Source organism: Algibacter mikhailovii, assembly GCF_014651495.1.
Lineage (GTDB): Bacteria > Bacteroidota > Bacteroidia > Flavobacteriales > Flavobacteriaceae > Algibacter_E > Algibacter_E mikhailovii.
In genome coordinates, this window is record NZ_BMWZ01000008.1 from 68641 (window position 1) to 90255 (window position 21615).

Genomic DNA, 21615 nt, shown 5'->3' on the forward strand with positions numbered 1-21615 from the left:
CGCAAAAATCTTCGTAATTATGAAAGCAGGAATTGTAGGATTACCAAATGTAGGAAAGTCAACCTTATTTAATTGTTTATCAAATGCCAAGGCGCAAAGTGCAAACTTTCCGTTTTGTACTATTGAACCTAATATTGGGGTTGTAAATGTTCCAGATCCACGATTAGAAAAATTAGAATCATTAGTTAATCCTGAGCGCGTTATACCTGCAACGGTTGAAATTGTTGATATTGCTGGATTAGTAAAAGGAGCTAGTAAGGGCGAAGGTTTAGGTAATCAGTTTTTAGCTAATATTAGAGAAACAGATGCTATTTTGCATGTATTGCGTTGTTTTGACAATGATAATATTGTTCATGTTGATGGTAACGTGAATCCAATTAGGGATAAAGAAACAATTGATATGGAGCTTCAACTTAAAGATTTGGAGACTGTAGAGAAGAAATTGGATAAAGTAAAGCGTGCTGCAAAAACTGGTAATAAAGAGGCACAAAAAGAGGAAGCAGTTTTATTAAGAATAAAAGACGCTTTGGAGTCTGGCATTTCTGTGAGAGCAATTGAATTTAGTGAAGAAGATGATATTGATTATGTGAAACCTTCACACTTTATTACAGATAAGCCTGTAATGTATGTTTGTAATGTTGATGAGGGAGCTGCTGTTTCTGGTAATAGCTATGTTGATCAAGTTAAGGAAGCTGTAAAAGATGAGGATGCCGAGGTTATTGTTTTAGCAGTGGGTACAGAAGCAGATATTAATGAATTGGATGATTATGAAGAGCGTCAAATGTTTCTTCAAGATATAGGTCTGGAAGAAGCCGGGTCGGCCAAATTAATTAGAGGCGCTTATAAATTATTAAACCAACAGACATATTTTACAGCAGGAGTGAAAGAGGTTCGTGCTTGGACTGTTAATATTGGTGCTACTGGTCCACAAGCCGCTGGTGTAATTCATACTGATTTTGAAAAGGGTTTTATTCGTGCCGAAGTAATTGCATATGATGATTATGTACAGTATGGTAGTGAATCTAAAGTAAAAGAAGCTGGAAAAATGCGTGTTGAGGGAAAAAATTACATAGTTAAAGATGGCGATGTAATGCACTTTTTATTCAATGTTTAAATGTTTTTAATAACTTTTGAAAGTTAATGCTTCTTGTTTAGTAAGAATTTAGCTATATTTGAAATGATAATAGTTTAATCTTACCTCATGCCCCAACTTGAAGTTAAAACTGTAATTCATTCCGATTTAAAAACCTGCTTCGATTTATCAAGGAATATCGATTTCCGTAAAGAGACTTTAATGCATAAAGGCGAAATGCCAATTGATGGTATAACTTCTGGCTATCTACATAAAGGTGATTGGGTGAGTTGGGAAGCAATTCATTTTGGCTTTGTACAACATATTACATCAAAAATCACAGATTATAATAGACCCTGTTATTTATTAGATGAAATGGTTTCTGGTCCATTAAAATCCTACCGCTATGAACATGTGTTTAAGGAAGAGGGGCCTGTTACCGTCATGACTTGCAAGTTCTATTTTGAGTCACCCTATGGTATTATAGGAAAATTGGCTAATGTTTTAATACTAAAAAAGTATATAAAAAGATTACTGCTAACGAGAGCTGAAGACTTAAAAAAATATGCGGAGAAGAAAACGGCAAACAAGTTAAAGGAAAAAAGAAAGTGGGCCAAAAAACCAATTTTTCAAGAACTATAGCTTACTTAAAAAAAAGATTATTGGCCTATTTTGATTCTGTATTTTGTTTTATCAGCTTACTGAACATCGTATTTTTATTTATTAAGGAGTTTGCATAAGAATTGACACCTTTATTTTCGTTGTATGCAAAATACAAAACGATTTTGGTATGGTGTGGCTATTGGCGTTTTAGGCGTAGTCCTTTTTTCTTCTAAAGCAGTCTTGGTTAAGCTTGCTTATCGTCATCATGTAGATCCCATTAGCATGCTTTTATTGCGCATGCTTTTTGCGTTTCCTTTTTATGTGGTTATTGCCTATGTATATAGGAACCAAAACAAGCATGTTAAATTGACTTCAAAAGATTATTCTTGGTTAATATTTTTTGGTTTTATTGGGTATTACTTATCAAGTTATTTTGATTTTGTTGGACTAACATATATTAAAGCAGGTTTAGAGCGAATAATTTTGTTTTTGTATCCAACTATAGTCATTTTGTTTAACAGATTGTTTTTAAAACAAAAGATTACTAAAGTACAAGCGGGAGCCATTGTAATGACTTATTTGGGAATTGTTATTGCATTTTCAAATGAAGTTGTTTTAACAGGAACAGGAGCATACTTAGGCGGTATTTATATCTTGTTGAGTGCCTTGATGTACGCCTCCTATTTGGTTGGTAGTGGATGGTTAATTCCAAAATTTGGTGTTATGAGATTTACAGCTTATGCTATGATGATCTCATGCCTGTGTGTTTTTGTTCATTATAGAATGACAAGTGACATGGATTTGTTTAGTTTTTCTTGGGAAGTATATTTGCTTGGGTTTTTAATAGCAGTTTTTGCAACGGTAATTCCATCCTTTTTAGTGTCAGCATCCATTAAAATGATCAGTTCGTCTAATTTTGCTATTGTATCCGGTACTGGTCCTATTTCTACCATAGTATTGGCTGCTTTATTCTTAAATGAAAGGTTGACATGGATTCAACTATTTGGTGCTTTGGTGGTTATCATCGGAATCTTATTGGTGTCCATGAGTAAAGGCGAAAAGGCTTAAATGATGTTCTCAACAATATTCTTTTTTTATTGTTAATTACTTTGTCTCTTGCCTGTTTTATTTTTTAATCTGTTGTGCTATATTAGCCTTCTATCTTGAAAATATTACCACAATTTTAATGGCAGAACAATCTAATTATACCGAAGATAATATACGTTCACTTGATTGGAAAGAGCATATCCGTATGCGGCCAGGAATGTATATTGGGAAGCTTGGTGATGGTAGTTCTCCAGATGATGGTATTTATATACTGTTAAAAGAGGTTCTTGACAACTCCATTGATGAGTTTGTTATGGGGGCAGGGAAAACCATTGAGATTTCCATTCAAGGAACCAAGGTAACGGTTAGAGATTATGGGCGAGGTATTCCTTTAGGTAAGGTTGTTGATGTAGTTTCCAAGATGAATACTGGTGGTAAGTATGACTCCAAAGCTTTCAAGAAATCTGTTGGTTTAAACGGTGTTGGTACAAAAGCAGTAAATGCTCTGTCGTCATATTTTAGGGTAGAATCTACACGTGACAATAAAAGCGCTTCTGCAGAATTTGAACAAGGAACCTTAACTAATCAAGAATTACTTGAGGAGACCTCGAGGCGAAAAGGAACTAAAGTGTCCTTTATTCCTGACGATACTATTTTTAAGCATTACAAGTTTAGAAGTGAGTACATTGTGAAAATGCTTAAAAACTATGTGTATTTAAACCCAGGGTTAACCATAGTTTATAATGGGGAAAAATACTTTAGTGAAAACGGACTTAAAGATTTATTGGCTGAAAAGATTAATGAATCAGATTTATTATATCCTATTATTCATTTACGGGGAGACGATATTGAGGTTGCTTTAACCCACAGTAAGACGCAATATAGTGAAGAATATAATAGTTTTGTTAATGGTCAAAATACGACACAAGGCGGGACGCATTTAAATGCTTTTAGAGAGTCTTTGGTGCGAACTATAAGAGAGTTTTATGGTAAAAATTACGATGCCTCGGATATTAGAAAATCTATTGTTAGTGCCATAGCCATAAAAGTGATGGAACCGGTTTTTGAGAGTCAAACAAAAACTAAATTGGGTTCTACTGATATGGGAGGGGATTTACCCACTGTACGTACCTATATAAATGATTTTCTTAAAAGGTATTTAGATAATTATTTACATAAAAATCCTGATACAGCTGAAAAAATTCAGCGGAAAATTTTACAGGCTGAACGCGAGCGTAAAGAACTTTCAGGTATAAGGAAACTTGCTAAGGATAGAGCTAAAAAGGCCAGTCTTCATAATAAAAAACTACGCGATTGTCGCGTGCATTTTGGAGACACAAAAAATGAGCGAAACCTTGAAACAACATTGTTTATTACAGAGGGAGACTCGGCTTCAGGAAGTATTACTAAGTCGAGAGATGTGAATACTCAAGCTGTTTTTAGTTTAAAAGGAAAGCCATTAAATTGTTATGGGTTGTCTAAGAAAATTGTTTATGAGAATGAGGAGTTCAATTTGCTTCAGGCAGCTTTGAATATAGAGGAGTCTTTAGAAGATTTGCGTTATAATAATGTTGTTATTGCTACTGATGCTGATGTAGACGGCATGCACATACGTTTGCTGCTTATTACCTTTTTTCTGCAATTTTTCCCGGAAGTGATAAAGAATGGTCATTTGTACATCCTTCAGACGCCATTATTTAGAGTGCGGAACAAAAAAGAAACCATCTACTGTTATTCTGAAGATGAGCGTAAAAATGCTATAGAAAAGTTAAAGCCAAAGCCTGAAATAACCCGATTTAAAGGTTTGGGTGAAATATCACCAGATGAATTTCAGCATTTCATTGGAGATGATATTCGTTTAGACCCTATTATGTTAGATGAAAATATGTCCATTGAGGAATTATTGGCATTTTATATGGGTAAAAATACACCATCAAGACAAGAATTTATTATCGATAACTTGAAAGTGGAATTGGATATCGTAGAATAGCTTTTACTTGTCAAAATGATTAATTTCAATTTAAATATTCGTTAAAATACCGCTGATGAAATTTCATAAGTATTAAATTTGTTAGAACGATTTAAGATTGCTAAATTTAATAAGAACATTCTACGTTGGTAGAAAATAAACTATACTAAGATGTTATACACAAAAGGGAAAGAGACTGTAAAAAGACGGTCCTACGATTATTTGCATGTTCATGCAAGTAGTGAGCAAGTTCATAGACTTCAAAAAGTTGGTAGAGTAATGCTTAATGGTAGGCCTAAAAAATTAAAGTAGTTAATGATTGAAGAAGGTGACGATTTAATTGACGAACAAGACGAACCTAAAGAAACTATTACCCGTGTTACGGGTATGTACAAAGATTGGTTTTTAGATTACGCCTCGTACGTTATTTTAGAGCGTGCTGTTCCTGCTATTGAAGACGGGTTTAAACCTGTACAGCGTCGTATCATGCATTCTATGAAAGATTTAGATGATGGGCGGTATAATAAAGTGGCAAATATTGTTGGACACACCATGCAGTACCATCCGCATGGTGATGCTAGTATAGCAGATGCCATGGTGCAAATTGGTCAGAAAGATTTGTTAATTGATACTCAAGGAAACTGGGGTAATATTTTAACAGGTGACCGTGCAGCCGCATCTCGTTATATTGAAGCGCGTATATCTAAGTTTGGTTTAGACGTTGTATTTAATCCTAAAATTACAGAATGGCAAGCTAGTTATGATGGCCGTCGTAAGGAGCCTATAAACCTGCCAGTCATGTTTCCTCTTTTGCTAGCTCAGGGAGGGGAAGGTATTGCAGTAGGACTATCCACAAAAATATTACCACATAATTTTATAGAACTAATAGACGCTTCTATAAAACATCTTCAAGGTAAACGTTTTACCATTTTACCAGATTTTCCAACCGCTGGAATAGCAGATTTTTCAAATTATAATGACGGGCTTCGAGGAGGTAAAGTCAGGGTTCGTGCGAGGATTTCACAACATGATAAAAATACATTAGTTATTTCTGAGTTGCCTTTTGGAACCACAACATCATCATTGATAGATTCTATTCTAAAAGCCAATGACAAGGGGAAAATAAGAGTAAAAAAGATAGAGGATAATACCGCTGCTGAAGTAGAAATTTTAGTTCATTTACCATCAGGTTTGTCACCAGACAAGACCATAGACGCATTGTATGCGTTTACAAATTGCGAATCTTCTATTTCGCCTTTAGGCTGTGTTATTGAGGATAATAAGCCGCTATTTGTTGGTGTAACAGAAATGTTACGCCGTAGTACTGACAATACCGTTCAGCTTTTAAAGCAAGAACTTGAGATAAAATTAGGAGAATTTGAAGATCAATGGCATTTTGCTTCCTTAGAGCGTATTTTTATAGAAAATAGAATTTACCGAGATATTGAAGAAGAAGAAACGTGGGAAGGTGTTATAGGAGCCATAGATAAAGGACTTAAGCCTCATATAGCACATTTAAAACGTCCTATTACTACTGAGGATATTACCCGTTTAACAGAGATAAGAATAAAGCGTATTTCTAAATTTGATATTGATAAGGCGCAACAAAAAATAGATGCCTTAGAAGATCAAATTGCCGAAATTAAACATCATTTAGCGCATTTAATTGATTATGCTATTGCCTATTTTACTAGATTGAAAAAGGATTATGGTGAAGGCCGAGAACGTAAAACAGAAATAAGAATCTTTGATGATGTCGATGCAACCAAAGTGGTTATTAGAAATACAAAACTTTATGTGAATAGAGAAGAAGGTTTTGTTGGTACCTCTTTAAAGCGAGATGAATACGTTGCTGATTGTAGTGATATTGATGATATTATTGTATTTACCAAAGAAGGTAAAATGATGGTTACAAAAGTAGATGCTAAAACTTTTATTGGCAAAGGAATCATTCACGTTGCTGTTTTTAAGAAGAAGGATAAACGTACCATTTACAATATGATTTATAGAGATGGTAGAAGTGGACCTTCATATATAAAGCGTTTTGCTGTAACAAGTATTACTAGAGATAGAGAATATGATTTAACCAATGGGAATAAAGGTTCAGTAAGCTTATATTTTTCTGCAAATCCCAATGGTGAAGCAGAGGTTGTTAGTATCAATTTAAGGCAAGCGGGTAGTATTAAAAAGTTAAAATGGGAGGTCGATTTTGCTGATATTCTGATAAAAGGCCGGGTGTCTAAAGGAAATTTAGTGACTAAATACCCTATAAAACGCGTCGAACTTAAGGAGAAAGGTATTTCTACTTTAAAGCCTAGAAAAATTTGGTTTGATGAAACTGTACAGCGCCTAAATGTCGATGGAAGGGGAGATTTAATTGGAGAATTTAGAGGAGAGGATAAGCTTTTAATTATTAATCAATCCGGTACGGTAAAGACTGTTACTCCAGAAGTTACTATGCATTTTGACAGCAGTATGATTGTTATGGAAAAATGGGTGCCTAAAAAACCTATTTCTGTGGTTTACTTTAATGGAGAAAAGGAAATGTATTACGTTAAGCGATTTTTGATTGAACAAGAAGGCAGAGAGGAATCTTTTATTCCGGATCACCCTAATTCTCAATTGGAAATAGTGTCTACAGATTGGAAGCCTGTGGCTGAAGTTGTTTTTGCTAAAGTGCGGGGTAAAGATAGAAAAGAGAATGTAAAAATAAATTTAGAAGAATTTATAGCCTTGAAGGGTATAAGTGCTTTAGGAAATCAATTGACACGGGATAAAGTTAATCAAGTGAATTTATTGGATCCCTTACCTTTTTTAGCACCCGAAGAAGTTCATGCTGATGAGTTAGAAGTTGTTGATGAAACAGAGGTGTCATCATCTAATGCGGAGGATGGCGGTGCGTCCAAAACTAATGGTAATTTAGACAAGGATGATGAAGGGCAAATTAAACTGTTTGAGAACTAATACAGTATCATTTTTGAAAAGATTTAGAATTCAATCTTTTAAGATAGATGTTCTTTTAACTGTAGTTACCAGTGCTTTAATAGTACTAGGTTGTCTTTTTATTTTTTTAGCGGATAATATTATATCATTTGGATTTTCACTTATAATGCCAATACTTCTGGTCTTAAATCTTTTTTTTAGTGTTTATTGGTTAGTTAAAAAGAACAAGATTTTTTTGCTTTCTTTTTTTTGTGTTGTTGTTTATTTTTTGTGTTTTGATTTTTTTATACAGTTTAGTTCGTATAACTCATCAGGTCTAATTAGAACTACATCAAAATCAGACACTCTATCTGTGTTATCTTACAATGCACAAGGGTTTAGGCATCAAAATAATGAGGGTAGGGTTGAAACACATCAGCCAATTGTATCTTTTTTAAACGATAAAAGTCCAAATATTTTTTGTATTCAAGAGTTTTCTTCTACTCATTATAAGTATTTTACCGAATATCCCTATTTCTTTAAAACTAATATAATTGCAGGGAAAGGTAAATCAGTAATGGCTATATTTTCAAAATTCCCCATTTTAGATAAAGGTTATATAAGTTTTCCAAATACCCGGAATGGAGCTATGTTTATTGATATAATTTTGAATAAAAACAAAATTAGAATTTATAATGTGCATCTGGAGTCTTACAGTGCACGCTTGGTATACCGTAAAAATAGGCATAACAATTATTTTGCATTAGCAAAAAGAATCAACAAAGCTGAAAAAACGAGAAAAGAACAAGTTCATATATTAAAAAGGCATATGGATAAATTTAAAGGGACCGTAGTGTTATGTGGTGATTTTAACAGTACACAATTTTCATCAGCATACAACCTCCTAAAAGGCAATCTAAAAGATACCTATATTGAAGCAGGCAATGGTTTTGGTGCAACCTATGAGCTTTTTAAATATCCCTTTCGATTAGATTATATACTTGTTGATGATAATATAGAAGTCTTGTCTCATAAAAATTTTAAATTAAAATTTTCTGATCATGAACCTATACTTGCAAAGCTAGTTGTGAAAAATTAGTTTAGTCATATAAGTTGATTGCATTTTTTATAGGAAACCTGATAATAAAAAATGCGTAACAACCAGATCAAGGTGTTACGCATTACTATTAGTTGTAAAATTAATTAATTTTATGTGCGTTTCAATTGTTTTTGGATCTTTTTTATAGCAGATTCAATTGATTTTTCTGGTTCAATAATATTGTAGGCTCCCCAAAATCTTGGGTCTGAAAAACCAGAAGCTCTTTCGCTTAAAATGGTAGAGGGTCGAATAAGCTGACTTCTTGTTTTTGCTAATTTCTTGTCTTGTATTTCCCAATCTGTGATAGCCATTTCGCTATTTAGTGTATATGTATTGTTAAATAGTTTGCCCTTCCAGTTAACCTTGAACGTTAAGGCAATATTGCTATAGGCATAATGCCATTTACCATCTTTAGTTCTATAATTTACGCGATAACTTGCTTCAGTAGGATAGACGTCAACTTTCCTAGGTTTCTTGCGGACATACATTTGACTAGAAAGGGATTTGTTGGATACATCTAAACTGTAAACAGCACTAGTTAAGGCTTTTGTTTCAGAGTCAATATATAATTTACCGTAATATAGAGGGGTGTTATAATTTTCTTTTTGCTTAAATGAAACAACATAAATAACGCGATTATTAATTTTTGTTGAGTTTTCAAAATTAAACTGATACAGGGGTAAATCATCTTCAGTGAAAATATACTCAGGATACTTAATCATATCTGTATATAAATTACTAAAAGGACCACCTTGTAATTTTAATGCTAAGGTGTCTAATCTACTGTAATCTGTATTTTTTCTGGCCTTAATTAATTCAATATTATCATTCCTATAATTAGAATAAGGCTGTTTATGAATTTTTACAACGGCCTCTGATAATGACGCATTTTTTCTTTTCTTTTTTATGGTTTCCCTGTAAAAGGCCGTCATTAAAGTGCCTTGGTCTGTGTAAACATCACTTTTCTTCGCAAGGGTTTCTAGAACTAACGCTCTTGCATCTATATTATTTGCCATGATGCTTACTTCAGATAATTGTGTTATAGCGGAAGAAAGCATTATTTTTTCATGATTTTCAATGGATGAAATTTTGATTTTTCGCTTCTCAAAACCTAAGTGGGTAATCGTAATGGATTCTCCTAAAAGGCTCTCAGGAACTTTAAGGACAAACTCACCTTCAGTGTTTGTTACCGTACTAATGTTTGAATTTTCTATTGCTATATCCGCAAATATTAAGGGGGTTTTATTGTTTTCATCAACAACCTTTCCTTCAATTTCTTTGAATAACTCCGCAGTCTGAGCCAAGCTTGAACTTGGAATTTGCATAATCAATATAAATGCGCAGAACATTTTAAAGAGGGCTATATTTTTCATGGCTTATGTTTTATAAATTAGGTCTTAAGTTACAAAAAATCAGCGTAATAAACTAATGGTCAGATGTTTTGAAGCGTTAAAAAAGTCTTAATATTCCTGATCGGTTAATGTTTTCATAAAAGCTATAATGGCATCGATTTCTATTTTTTCTAAGTTTAATGGATCTGACGGAAGCGTTTGATAAGGGACATCAAGGCCGAGCCCCTGACCGCCACCAGAATTATAAAATTCTAATACCTCCTCTAACGTTTCGAACGCACCATTGTGCATATAGGGTGCAGTCAAAGCAATATTTCTAATTGTGGCAGTTTTAAAAAAATGCCGTCGTTCTTCTACCTCAAACGGATAGTATAAGCCAGGGTCTTCGTCTATGACGGCATGGTTAAAATCCACGGTTCTTGTAATACCGATATTTTCAAATTCAGTTTCATCAAATTTTGGAGGTACAGTTCCATAAAAGGTTGGGGGAAAATGGCAAGTTGCACATGCAGCTTTTCCCATAAATAGATTAAAGCCTAAAATCTCTTCTTTAGAGAGGGTTTTTTCTAGATTTTGCATGTTTCGATCAAATTTGGAGTCAAAAGGGGTTAAACTTCGAATGTAGGTGGCAATGGCGTTCCGTACATTTAAATGGTTAATCTGCCCGTTGTAAACTGAATCAAACAGCCTTTGGTATTTTGGGTTTTCTTCAATTCTTTTGCTGATAGTATTTAAATCAATATGGAATTCATTTTCGTTATTGGCGACATTAACTATCTGTCCCTCCAGTTCGCTTGCTCTACCATCGTAAAAAAAGGTTTTTTGATACATAGCATATACTAGTGTAGGTGAATTCCGTTGCAGTGGTGTGCCGTCTAACCCTATGGCTAGCTTATGGCCATCTGTAAAAGCTTTTTCCTTAACATGGCAGGTTGCGCAACTTATAGTTCCGGAAATTGATAATGCCTTATCGTTAAATAGAGTTTTACCAAGATTTACCCTTTCTTCAGTTGTTTCTGGTGTATGAGGCATTGAAAACATTTTTTTATTGAAAAATGTTTCCGAAAAAATATTTGTGCTTGTTGGATTTAAAGCTCTTGATTGACTTAATTGGATGTTCCAATCTGTGGCTGTGTTATTAATCAATTCAAGTTGCCTGTTTGTATGGTGCTTTATAAATGAATAACGATCGAATTCATCAAAATCACTTGATTTTAGAAAACTAATTGCATTATCAATTTCTGTTATCCATTGGGTAAATAGGCTATGGTTTTTAAAAGTGTTTTTGTAGATGTATATGATTTTTTTGATGGTTTCATAATTGTATACAGCGTCAGTTAATGAGTTGGCAAGTATTGGAGAGTCAAAACCAGTTATGCCTTTCGTCGCTATATTAACAATGCCATCTCTTATCATTTTTAAATGATGCCTATCTCGTTGTTTTATTATGATATGATTCCTACGCACAAAAGGTATTCTAACCTGCAGATAATAATACACTCTATATAATTCTCTATTTGAAATCGTTTCATCGCCAAATAGATATTCTTCAAGTACTTGATAGCTTTTTGGTTTTATTTTTTTTATTTCAGTTGCATCTTCCATTTCAACTTTTAAGAGGTTGGGGGCATTCATGGATAAATAATTTTCATAGTCGTATGCAATTAATAGAGGTTCAGCATACTTATACCATTTTCTGCTTTCTAAAAAGTTACTCCTATTTTCTTCAATAGATTTTAGGGTGTCTATTCTTTTCATATAATGGGCAGTACTATCTAAAGTTTGAAAATAGTATTGCCTTATTTCATCATTAAACATAGAATCGTTATTTACAGAAACGACTTTATTGGACTGTTTTATTTCTTTTTTACATGATGAAAAGAGTATAAAAACAAAAGAAATTTTGAATAGAACTTTGATGATTTTCATTTTAGCATGGATATTTTAATGCAACTGTGTTTTAGCAAAAAAAGTTCCCGCACAACGGGAACTTTTAAAAATGGTAATTTGTAGTTATCTTGGAAGACCTGTGATTTTAAATAGCACTGAGCCTTCGTAACCACCACCTGTGCCATCTTGAGAATAATCTACTGCCGTTGGATCACTAAATAAGTGTCCATCAGCTCTTCTTGCAGTCTCAGGGTTGTTCTCAGGTCTCCAGCCATGTACTTGCGCACCTCCAATAAAAGTAGACTCAGTGGCGCCAATAACGTCAGTAACATCAATTAAACCCGTGATTTCCCACATACTATCAACGTTGCCAATATCCATGTTAGAAGCAGCTACTTGCGCACACTCCATTACTTCTGTAAATGATTTGTTTGCTATATCGTATTGCCAAAGTTTAGCATAGCCTTGAATTTGAGGGTTTTGATCAGCATACCCATTTGGGTCCTCTTGAATGTAGGCATAATTTTCGGTAACTAAGATATTATCTGGAGAGTGCATTCCATCACCAATACCTCCTTCTTTATCTCCATCAATTACACAAGTTATTGTTGCTTTTAAATAGTTGGCAGATGCAGTATCTAGCATATCTTCAGGTAATTCTACTTTGTATACTCTACCAAAAGTGGTGCCTCTATTCGCTAAATCGGGATTGTCAGATCTATATCTTCCAGTGGCATTAAAGAAAACGGTTCTATTATTTTCTTCAGAACCTTTTTGCCAGTCAATGTCTTCAATTCTCTGGAAACCTATGGCTAGTGCATCAATAGCTTCTTGATTTAATTCAGCAATAGTACGTTCATTAACTTTTACCCATTCTGCTTCATATGCGACACCCTCTGCCATCCCCATTTCAAATAATTGACCACCCGCACCTGGAGCCGACTCAATAGGATTCATACCTTTTAAAACATAAAGATCACCACTGTTTAAATCTCCTAAACCTCCGGCATACATTGCGAAATGAGCTTCTGGGTACGCGTTGTTACTATCATCATCACCCATAAAAACAACAGTTTTTCCTGGGAATGCGTTTTTACCTATTACCACTGCATTTTCTGTAGACCATTCCCCTAAAGCAGGAAGTCTATCAACTTCAACTCTGTCGTATGTAGAACGGAAAGGGTTTACTTTATAAACGCCCTTAGCATTTCCGCCCCATTCTCCACCAGAAAGGTATAAGGGGCCAAAACCATGTTCTTCTACCGTTATAGAAGAACCAGAACACTGTGCAGTGAAAGCCGTTGCCGTTGCGTTTACAATATAGCTACCTTCTAATGGTTGTAATTCAGAATTTAAACGAATTCTTGCTATAGAATAATCTCTTTCTAAATTGTTAATAAAAGCATATGTGCCACTACCATCATTGTAAGGGTAGAGTGCCGCACCATCCATATAAGATCCATAAACAAAGGTAGAATCTGTAGGTAAAATATCTGCAGAAGACATAATCATAGTTAAGTCTGCAGAACCCGTAAAGGCACCTTTCAGTTCAAACAAAGTGTTAGGAGTTATAGAACTTGTTAGCGGTTTCATTTCCTTAACTGTTAAGTCTTCACCATCAACTCCGTCTTCACCATCAACACCATCCTTGCCGTTAGTTCCATTAATTCCGTTGATACCGTCTTTTCCGTCTTCACAACTAATAAAAGTTGTTCCACTTGTTATTACTGAAATTAGTAATAAAGTTTTAAGTAAATTTTTCATAATCTAAATAGAATATTGTTTTGGTTATTATTTGTTCAAAACTATAACCAGGAACCTTGAACTTTGTTAAGTCATTAATGTGATTCTATTAATTTAGGGTTAGATAAAAGTTAATAAGGTTACCCTATAATTAAGTGGAGTACTCGATATAGTACTCTATATTATCTCGGTATTATTATTCTGTTATTTGCGTTGTAAAACTCTTAACTTATTTTTTGGATTTCTAAAAATAGAATAGCTGTATATTTACATGATTTTAAAAAAGAAATATGAATATAAGCCACATTCCTTTTGAAAAAACGGGTTATTTTTCACCGCTGATTTGTGATTATTTAAAAAAGAAACCAGAATTATCCCCGCTTTATAATAATTTCCCAGAATTAGAAAATTTTAAGATCCAAGTTGAAGAAAAGAAAAAAACATTCAATTCATCATCGAGAGGCGTTTTAGTGTCAGTTTTAGAGGCACAATATGCATCTACAGATACTTCAGATTTAACGCGGTCAAATATTGAAAGCTTGAAGGAGGAAAATACTTTTACTATTACCACTGGACATCAACTTAATTTATTTACTGGTCCTTTATACTTTCTTTATAAAATAATTTCAGCCATAAATTTGTCGAAAGAATTAAAAGGCGAATACCCGGAATACAACTTTGTACCAGTCTATTGGATGGCTACAGAAGATCACGATTTTGAAGAAATAAACTATTTTAATTTTAAAGGGAAGAAGGTACAGTGGAATAGAAATGCTACTGGAGCAGTAGGTGCTTTGTCAACCGAAGGACTAAAGGATGTTTTTGAGGTGTTTGGTGATGAATTAGGTCAGACTAAAAATGCAGAGATTTTAAAAGAATTATTTAAAAAGGCATATTTAGGGAATGATAATTTGGCGGATGCTACGCGGTTTTTAGCGAATGAGCTGTTTAAAGATTATGGACTAGTTATTATAGATGCCAATAATATAGATTTAAAAAGGGAGTTTATTCCCTATATGGAAACTGAATTATTTGATAATGTAGCATACAATCAAGTTTTAAATACTAATAGAAGTATTGAAGAGTTAGCAGAACAATATAAAATTCAAGTTAATCCACGAGAAATCAATTTGTTCTATTTGGTAAATGGAATACGTGAACGTATTGTTTTTGAAGATGGCGTGTACAAAGCGCTGAATACAGAAGTCCTATGGAATAAGAGCGAGATTAAAACAGAATTGCAAGAACATCCCGAACGGTTTTCACCAAACGTGATTATGCGCCCGTTATATCAAGAAGTAATTTTGCCTAATTTGTGTTATATTGGAGGTGGCGGTGAATTAGCTTATTGGTTTCAGCTAAAGTCGTTTTTCAATAAGGTAGAAGTTCCATTTCCTATATTATTGTTGCGTAATTCGGTTCTAATTGAGTCAGAAAGCCAGTATAAAAAGCTAGGAAATCTAGATGTAAGTATAGAAGATGTTTTCCTAAAAAGACACAACTTTATTAATAAAAAAGTGCGGGAGATATCAAATATTGAAATTGATTTTTCTTCTCAAAAATCAGTTTTAAAAGCGCAATTTGAAAAGCTAAATGAATTGGCAGTACAAACTGATAAATCATTTCTAGGAGCTGTAAAGGCGCAGGAGAAAAAACAATTAAAAGGACTTGATGTTCTTGAAAAACGATTGCTAAAAGCTCAAAAAAGAAAGTTGTCTGATCAAGTGATGCGTATGACTGAGCTTCAAACAGAGTTATTTCCAGGCCAAAGTCTACAAGAAAGAAATGCCAATTTTTCTGAATTTTATTTGGAATATGGAAATCAACTGATCCCTGATCTCATTGATCATTTAGAACCGTTAAAAGGAGAGTTTATCATTTTAGTTTTATAAATATGCATAAAATAGATATGGATTTGGTGGAAATGACATTAGATGTCATGAAATACGCCATTGATAGAATATCATCATCAAAAATAAAAATTGGCAAGCCTAAAAAGGCCGAAGAGTTGAAGGCACTGGTGGGAGAAACCATAACAGATAAGGGTGTTGGAGGGGAATATGCTTTTGATTTATGGAAGAAATATTTGTCAAAAACCAACGTGCCTGTTGATCATCCTAGAAATTTAGCCTTTGTTCCTGCAGCACCAACAAGAGCAGCAGTTATGTTTGATTTGGTAACATCAGCTTCAAGTATTCATGGCGCGTATTGGATGGAAGGTGCAGGTGGTATATTCTGTGAAAATGAGGCCATGCAGTGGATTGTTTCTTTAACAGGATTACCAAAAGGTGCTTTTGGAGTATTTACCAGTGGCGGAACGGCTGCAAACCTTTCAGCTATGGTTACGGCTAGGGAGCATTGGAGAGAAAATGATATTTTCAAGCGTGAAAAGGGATTAATAATAACCTCTATTGGTGCTCATTCTTCAATAAAAGCTATGGCGAAAGTTATTGATGTTGATGTATTATTAGTAGATACGGAAGATGTACTGCATGGGGCAGAATTGAAACAAACGATAGAAGGATTAACAGATCATGAGCGCAAGCGTTTATTTGCTGTTGTAGCAACAGGAGGAACTACCAATGCAGGAATTATTGATGATTTGAACACCATCGGGACTATTTGTACACAGGAAAATTTATGGTTTCATGTTGATGCAGCATATGGGGGAGGAGCCCTTGCTGCCAATTCTGTGAGGCATTTATTTAAAGGTATTGAAAAAGCAGATAGTATAACCATTGATCCACATAAATGGATGTTTTCACCATATGATTGTGGTGCTGTTATTTATAGGAATCCTGAATTGGCTAAAAAAGCCCATTCACAAGAAGGATCCTATTTAGATATTTTTAAGGATGAAGGTGCTCACGGATTCAATCCAACCGATTACCAAATTCAGTTAACCCGAAGAGTTAGAGGATTGCCACTTTGGTTTTCACTAGCAGCAAATGGTACAGATAAATATAAGGAAGCCATCGAGCGTGGTTTAGAATTAGCACAGATAGCAGGACGATTGATAGAAGAAAATCCTATTGTTGAGTTAGTTAGAGAACCTAGTCTCTCATGTGTGTTGTATAGAAGAATAGGTTGGGAGCCAGAAGATTATACACATTGGACATATAAGAATCATAAAAAAGGTTTTGCATTAGTGGCTCCAACAAAATGGAGGACTGGAAACACATTTGAAACAGTATCACGGTTTTGTTTTATCAACCCAGATACGACCGAAGATGATATTAATGCTATTTTAAAATCTATGGAGTAAAAAAAATGGATTCCTAATTCGTCAATAAAAAATCAATTGTTATTTTTGCGCATGCAACATGACAAGGTATTAATTTTAGACTTCGGATCGCAATACACACAGCTTATTGCCCGTAGAGTTAGAGAACTCAACATTTACTCCGAAATACATCCATTTAACAAAATTCCAACCCACTTAGAAGATTACAAGGCTGTAATTCTCTCAGGAAGCCCAAACTCGGTAAGAGGAGAAGATGCTTTACACCCAGATTTAAAAGGTATTAGGGGTGTTAAGCCTGTGCTAGCCGTGTGTTACGGTGCGCAATATTTGGCTCATTTTTCAGGTGGGGAAGTAGCCCCATCTAACACTAGAGAGTATGGTCGTGCTAATTTATCTTTTATAAAAGGCAATGAGCCGTTTTTTGCCCATATTCATACAGGAAGCCAAGTTTGGATGAGTCATAGTGATACCATTAAGAAGTTGCCAGAGCATGGTGTCTTAATAGCGAGCACGCATGACGTTGAAAACGCGGCCTATAGGATAAATGGTGAAGAAACGTATGCCATTCAATTTCACCCAGAAGTTTATCATTCAACAGATGGGAAACAATTATTAGAAAACTTTTTGGTAAGTATTGCAGGTATTCATCAAGATTGGACACCGGATTCTTTTGTAGAAGAAACAGTTGAGGCCATTAAAGAAAAGGTGGGGACTGATAAAGTGGTTCTAGGTTTATCAGGAGGCGTTGATTCTACGGTAGCAGCAGTTTTATTAAACAAAGCCATAGGTAGAAATTTGTACTGTATTTTTGTTAACAATGGTTTACTTCGTAAAAATGAGTTTGAAAGTGTTTTAAACCAATATGAAGGAATGGGATTAAACGTTAAAGGCGTGGATGCTTCAGGTAGGTTTTTAGACGCTTTAGCTGGAATAGAAGATCCAGAGAAGAAACGAAAAGCCATTGGAAATGCTTTTATAGAAGTTTTTGATGATGAAGCGCATAAATTAGAAGATGTAAAATGGCTTGCTCAAGGTACCATATATCCAGATGTAATTGAAAGTGTATCTGCAACTGGAGGACCTTCAGCGACCATAAAAAGTCATCATAATGTTGGAGGCTTGCCGGATTTCATGAAACTGAAAATTGTAGAGCCATTAAGAGCTATTTTTAAAGATGAGGTAAGACGAGTTGGTGCCACGTTAGGTATTGATCCGGAATTATTAGGGCGTCACCCATTTCCAGGGCCAGGATTAGGGATTCGTATTTTGGGTGATATTACAGCGGAAAAGGTTAGAATGCTCCAAGAAGTTGATGCTATTTTTATAAACGGACTTAAAGAGTCTGGCTTGTATGATAGAGTTTGGCAGGCAGGCGCCATGCTACTTCCTGTAAACAGTGTTGGCGTTATGGGTGATGAGCGTACCTATGAGAAATGTGTGGCACTTAGAGCTGTTGAAAGTACCGATGGTATGACCGCAGATTGGGTTAACTTACCATATGAGTTTCTACAAAAAGTATCAAATGATATAATAAATAAAGTAAAGGGCGTTAATAGAGTAGTTTATGATATTAGCTCTAAACCACCAGCGACTATTGAATGGGAATAAACCTATAAGAAGTACCCTCTATATTTTGTATAGAAAGTAGTGTTTTGGCATACTATATGATAATTATTTAGTGATACAGTTGTCCTAAAAAGAAAAAGGACGCGTATATAAATTAATTTCATTGTATTATTTTTATATCCAGTAGATAAACCATTATATGAATCGAATTTTAGTAATATTGGCCGTAATGCTTGTATGCAATTTTAATGCTTTACAAGCTCAAAATTTTAGTTCTCACCAAGTAAAAAAAGGAGAGACTATTGAAGAGATTTCTAAGCGCTATTACTTGACACCATTAGATATTTATGAGTATAATCCAGATGCCAAACAAGGGTTAAAGCCTAATACGGTATTAATTATTCCCATTTCTAAGGCCGTTAAACCAAAAGTTACTGTTACAAAAGATTTAAAAGGTTTTATACCGCATAGAACTAAAAAGAAACAAACGCTTTATAGTTTGGCAAAGCTTTATGATGTTACCGAAGAGGATATAAAGAAGTACAATACATTTTTGTATTCTAATCCTCTGAAAAAAGGAGATAAATTACAAATTCCAGTTTTTGAAATTACAGAGGTCGTTGAAGAAGTGAAATCTACCACTGAATATACAGTGCAACCTAAAGAAGGTAAGTGGCGTATTGCCTATAAATATGGGATAACCATAGAAGAACTTGAAGTGTTAAATCCTGAGATTGCAGATGTTTTGAAAGAAGGTGAAGTCTTAAATGTGCCTAACCTTAATGCGGAGGAACTTAAGACAGTTGACGATGAATATAGTTATTATACTGTGTTGCCCAAGGAAGGGTTTTATAGGTTAAAGTTGAAGTTGGGTTTAGAACAAGCGGAGATTGAGGCTTTAAATCCAGGTTTGGAGGAAACTGGATTGAAATCAGGAATGATTTTAAAAGTACCATTCAACGAAAGTTTACCAGGATCCTCTAGCGAGGCGTTGGTAAAAGTGAATTTGGTGGATAGCATATCTGATATGAATACAAAGCACATTGCAATCATGTTGCCTTTTAGGTTGAATCGTGTAGACTTTGATTCTATTGTAGATATAAAAAGAAGCATTAAGGGTGATCCTTACTTAAGCGCATCTTTAGATTTTTATACCGGAGTTCTAGTGGCAATTGACTCCTTAAAAAAGATGGGTGTTTCATTAAAGGTTGATGTTTACGATACCAAGCGTGAAGTAGGAGAAGTTTCTAAAATATTAAGAGCGCATAGCTTCCAAGATGTTGACGCTGTCATAGGTCCGCTAACAACTAAATGTTTTGAAAAAGTAGCTTCGGAATTAAGATCCTACAATACACCGGTTATATCTCCAATAGGAACCAAATTAAATCTTTATGGTAATGTTTTTCAGTCTAGGCCCTCAGACGACATGTTAAAAAAGAAAATGCTGTTATTTATAAAGAAGGATTCCGTTAGTAATATTCTCATTGTTTCAGATACTAAGAATGAAGCGGTCTCAAATGAAATTAAAAAAGAATTTAACAGAGTGGGGCAAGTGCAATCTAGAAAAAACAAAGACGGTGAAGATGAGTTTTTTGTAACAAAAGATGATATTGAAGGTGTTCTAAAATCAGGTAAAAATATTGTTTTTCTTGAAACCAATAATGAAGGGTTTGCTTCTAATGTCACTAGTATTTTGGCTTCTTTAATACGTCAGGAGGATAAAGAATTAGAACAAGAAGCCATTGATATTGTTTTAGTAACCACACGCATAAATGGGGCATTTCAAGGCGATCAAATCAATAACACCCACCTGGCAAAATTGAACTTTCACTTTGCTTCAACATCTAAAGAATATGGTGAACAGGATCATAATACTTTTGTTAAGAATTTCACCAGTATTTATAATATAACACCGAATAAAAGAGCTGTAAAAGGTTTTGACTTAACAATGGATTCGGTATTACGCTTAGTATCTTCCCAAGGCATTTATTCGTCTGTTAATAACGCACCACTTACTGAATATGTTGAGAATAAATTTGCTTATAAGAAAAAGCAAACTGGGGGCTATTATAATAATTCAGTTTACTTATTAAAATATGAAGGCTTAAATGTCGTGGAAGTAGAGGAATAAGTCGGAGAATGCATCGCTTTTCAAGGATACATTTTCTGTGATTTATACCTCTTGTTCTTCTGGGTATAGCTTTGATAGATTGATTCTAATGTAAACCGCTTATTCAACTTGTTCTTGGAGGAGAGCATTTTCATTTTTACATTTAAAAAGAGATATTAAAAGGTTAGAGAGCTTATTAAAACATGTAGAATAATGAATCTGGATTTTTAGTAGATTATCCCTAAACTATGATGCAACCTGACAAACAGTTTTTAATTGATTTGGCCCATACTAAAATGCCCTTTGGTAAATATAAGGATCGATATCTAATAGATCTGCCAGAATATTATGTGGTTTGGTATCACAGTAAAGGGTTTCCGAAAGGAAAACTTGGAAAAATGTTAGAACAGGTTTATGAGTTAAAGCTTAATGGCTTGGAGGACTTAATTAGAAACATAAAAAGACAATACCCAAAATAACACATTAGAAAATCCCTATCGGTAGGCTTTAAAATCCAAATGCTTTTATAAACTTCTTGGTGATGAATTCATGCGCGCTTTTTGATGAAATCAATTTTTGTTTAAGGGAAGTCAAAGTTCTAAAAAGAACATTTCGTGTTTCTCGGTATTAAGTGGTATAAACTTGTCCTCTATGGGGTTTTAAGGCATCTCTTATGGGTTTCATGTCCTGCTCATCAACCACTAAAAACGCAATGGCATGCATATCGCTTATTTTTTGAATCCCAGTTATGGTAATGTCTAATTTTTCAAGTTGAATATACTCTTTCAAATGTATCTCATGATGTTCAGCAGTTTTACTGGAGTTTGGTCCATGAAAATCCCAAATAAGTTTTAATTTTCGCATGTTTGATGGGCTAATATTTTAGAAGATTTTAAGTTCGTTGAGTTAAAATTAATTATTATTAAAATAGCGTAATATTTAGTTTCTTTAATCGTTTGTAAAACAACTTGCAATATAGGTTTATATTTCTATTTTTG

The 21615-nt window shown here is 34.2% G+C and carries 16 protein-coding genes; 12 read left to right on the top strand and 4 right to left on the bottom strand.

Translation table 11 applies throughout. The features are described from left to right. Positions 1-19: 19 nt before the first annotated feature. The 7 genes from ychF to IE051_RS15680 all read left to right on the top strand — a co-directional run bounded on the left by ychF (position 20) and on the right by IE051_RS15680 (position 8712). Positions 20-1114, top strand: coding sequence for a redox-regulated ATPase YchF (gene ychF / locus IE051_RS15650; RefSeq protein WP_189362348.1), 1095 nt, complete (start codon positions 20-22; stop codon positions 1112-1114). Positions 1115-1201: 87 nt separating this feature from the next. Further along, positions 1202-1714 (top strand): SRPBCC family protein, encoded by a 513-nt coding sequence (locus IE051_RS15655; RefSeq protein ID WP_189362349.1) that lies wholly within the window; start codon positions 1202-1204, stop codon positions 1712-1714. 123 nt (positions 1715-1837) lie between these two features. After that, positions 1838-2743 (top strand): DMT family transporter, encoded by a 906-nt coding sequence (locus IE051_RS15660; protein ID WP_189362350.1) that lies wholly within the window; start codon positions 1838-1840, stop codon positions 2741-2743. A gap of 118 nt (positions 2744-2861) precedes the next feature. Beyond that, complete coding sequence (locus IE051_RS15665) at positions 2862-4712, top strand: DNA topoisomerase IV subunit B (RefSeq protein ID WP_189362351.1); 1851 nt, start codon at positions 2862-2864, stop codon at positions 4710-4712. A 150-nt stretch (positions 4713-4862) separates the two neighbouring features. Then, positions 4863-5003 carry a hypothetical protein gene (locus IE051_RS15670; protein ID WP_189362352.1) on the top strand — a complete coding sequence of 47 codons (141 nt, stop codon included), beginning with the start codon at positions 4863-4865 and terminating at the stop codon, positions 5001-5003. A gap of 3 nt (positions 5004-5006) precedes the next feature. Further along, on the top strand, positions 5007-7655 hold the full coding sequence (locus tag IE051_RS15675) for a DNA gyrase/topoisomerase IV subunit A (protein ID WP_189362353.1): 2649 nt from the start codon (positions 5007-5009) through the stop codon (positions 7653-7655). A gap of 13 nt (positions 7656-7668) precedes the next feature. Then, entirely contained in the window at positions 7669-8712 is a 1044-nt protein-coding gene (locus IE051_RS15680) for an endonuclease/exonuclease/phosphatase family protein (protein WP_189362354.1), read from the top strand. A 110-nt stretch (positions 8713-8822) separates the two neighbouring features. Here IE051_RS15680 and IE051_RS15685 read toward each other — a convergent pair whose 3' ends face one another. The 3 genes from IE051_RS15685 to IE051_RS15695 form a co-directional block, all read right to left on the bottom strand. After that, positions 8823-10085 carry a carboxypeptidase-like regulatory domain-containing protein gene (locus IE051_RS15685; RefSeq protein WP_189362355.1) on the bottom strand — a complete coding sequence of 421 codons (1263 nt, stop codon included), beginning with the start codon at positions 10083-10085 and terminating at the stop codon, positions 8823-8825. A gap of 87 nt (positions 10086-10172) precedes the next feature. Next, a complete protein-coding gene (locus IE051_RS15690; RefSeq protein ID WP_189362356.1) occupies positions 10173-11993 on the bottom strand; it encodes a cytochrome-c peroxidase in 1821 nt (606 codons plus the stop codon). Between the two features lie 84 nt (positions 11994-12077). Next, positions 12078-13718 carry a PhoX family protein gene (locus IE051_RS15695; protein WP_189362357.1) on the bottom strand — a complete coding sequence of 547 codons (1641 nt, stop codon included), beginning with the start codon at positions 13716-13718 and terminating at the stop codon, positions 12078-12080. A gap of 269 nt (positions 13719-13987) precedes the next feature. Here IE051_RS15695 and bshC point away from each other — a divergent pair, with 269 nt between their 5' ends. From bshC to IE051_RS15720, 5 genes are all read left to right on the top strand, one after another. Beyond that, a complete protein-coding gene (gene bshC, locus IE051_RS15700) occupies positions 13988-15589 on the top strand; it encodes a bacillithiol biosynthesis cysteine-adding enzyme BshC (RefSeq protein WP_189362358.1) in 1602 nt (533 codons plus the stop codon). Positions 15590-15591: 2 nt separating this feature from the next. Continuing rightward, a complete protein-coding gene (locus IE051_RS15705) occupies positions 15592-16962 on the top strand; it encodes a pyridoxal phosphate-dependent decarboxylase family protein (RefSeq protein WP_189362359.1) in 1371 nt (456 codons plus the stop codon). A 51-nt stretch (positions 16963-17013) separates the two neighbouring features. Then, positions 17014-18549: a glutamine-hydrolyzing GMP synthase gene (gene guaA, locus IE051_RS15710; RefSeq protein WP_189362360.1), complete on the top strand. Its 1536-nt coding sequence runs from the start codon at positions 17014-17016 to the stop codon at positions 18547-18549. Between the two features lie 157 nt (positions 18550-18706). Beyond that, positions 18707-20638 (top strand): LysM peptidoglycan-binding domain-containing protein, encoded by a 1932-nt coding sequence (locus IE051_RS15715; RefSeq protein ID WP_189362361.1) that lies wholly within the window; start codon positions 18707-18709, stop codon positions 20636-20638. 230 nt (positions 20639-20868) lie between these two features. Further along, entirely contained in the window at positions 20869-21096 is a 228-nt protein-coding gene (locus IE051_RS15720; RefSeq protein ID WP_189362450.1) for a DUF3820 family protein, read from the top strand. A 148-nt stretch (positions 21097-21244) separates the two neighbouring features. Here the strand turns inward: IE051_RS15720 and IE051_RS15725 are convergent, their stop codons facing one another. Then, positions 21245-21481 carry a hypothetical protein gene (locus tag IE051_RS15725; protein ID WP_189362362.1) on the bottom strand — a complete coding sequence of 79 codons (237 nt, stop codon included), beginning with the start codon at positions 21479-21481 and terminating at the stop codon, positions 21245-21247. Positions 21482-21615 lie beyond the last annotated feature (134 nt).

Excerpts from the sequence above, each read along its gene's own strand:
- ychF (WP_189362348.1), top strand. The coding sequence starts at position 20 with ATGAAAGCAGGAATTGTAGGATTACCAAATGTAGGAAAGTCAACCTTA.
- IE051_RS15655 (WP_189362349.1), top strand. The coding sequence starts at position 1,202 with ATGCCCCAACTTGAAGTTAAAACTGTAATTCATTCCGATTTAAAAACC.
- IE051_RS15660 (WP_189362350.1), top strand. The coding sequence starts at position 1,838 with ATGCAAAATACAAAACGATTTTGGTATGGTGTGGCTATTGGCGTTTTA.
- IE051_RS15665 (WP_189362351.1), top strand. The coding sequence starts at position 2,862 with ATGGCAGAACAATCTAATTATACCGAAGATAATATACGTTCACTTGAT.
- IE051_RS15670 (WP_189362352.1), top strand. The coding sequence starts at position 4,863 with ATGTTATACACAAAAGGGAAAGAGACTGTAAAAAGACGGTCCTACGAT.
- IE051_RS15675 (WP_189362353.1), top strand. The coding sequence starts at position 5,007 with ATGATTGAAGAAGGTGACGATTTAATTGACGAACAAGACGAACCTAAA.
- IE051_RS15685 (WP_189362355.1), bottom strand. The coding sequence starts at position 10,085 with ATGAAAAATATAGCCCTCTTTAAAATGTTCTGCGCATTTATATTGATT.
- IE051_RS15690 (WP_189362356.1), bottom strand. The coding sequence starts at position 11,993 with ATGAAAATCATCAAAGTTCTATTCAAAATTTCTTTTGTTTTTATACTC.
- IE051_RS15695 (WP_189362357.1), bottom strand. The coding sequence starts at position 13,718 with ATGAAAAATTTACTTAAAACTTTATTACTAATTTCAGTAATAACAAGT.
- bshC (WP_189362358.1), top strand. The coding sequence starts at position 13,988 with ATGAATATAAGCCACATTCCTTTTGAAAAAACGGGTTATTTTTCACCG.
- IE051_RS15705 (WP_189362359.1), top strand. The coding sequence starts at position 15,592 with ATGCATAAAATAGATATGGATTTGGTGGAAATGACATTAGATGTCATG.
- guaA (WP_189362360.1), top strand. The coding sequence starts at position 17,014 with ATGCAACATGACAAGGTATTAATTTTAGACTTCGGATCGCAATACACA.
- IE051_RS15715 (WP_189362361.1), top strand. The coding sequence starts at position 18,707 with ATGAATCGAATTTTAGTAATATTGGCCGTAATGCTTGTATGCAATTTT.
- IE051_RS15720 (WP_189362450.1), top strand. The coding sequence starts at position 20,869 with ATGCAACCTGACAAACAGTTTTTAATTGATTTGGCCCATACTAAAATG.
- IE051_RS15725 (WP_189362362.1), bottom strand. The coding sequence starts at position 21,481 with ATGCGAAAATTAAAACTTATTTGGGATTTTCATGGACCAAACTCCAGT.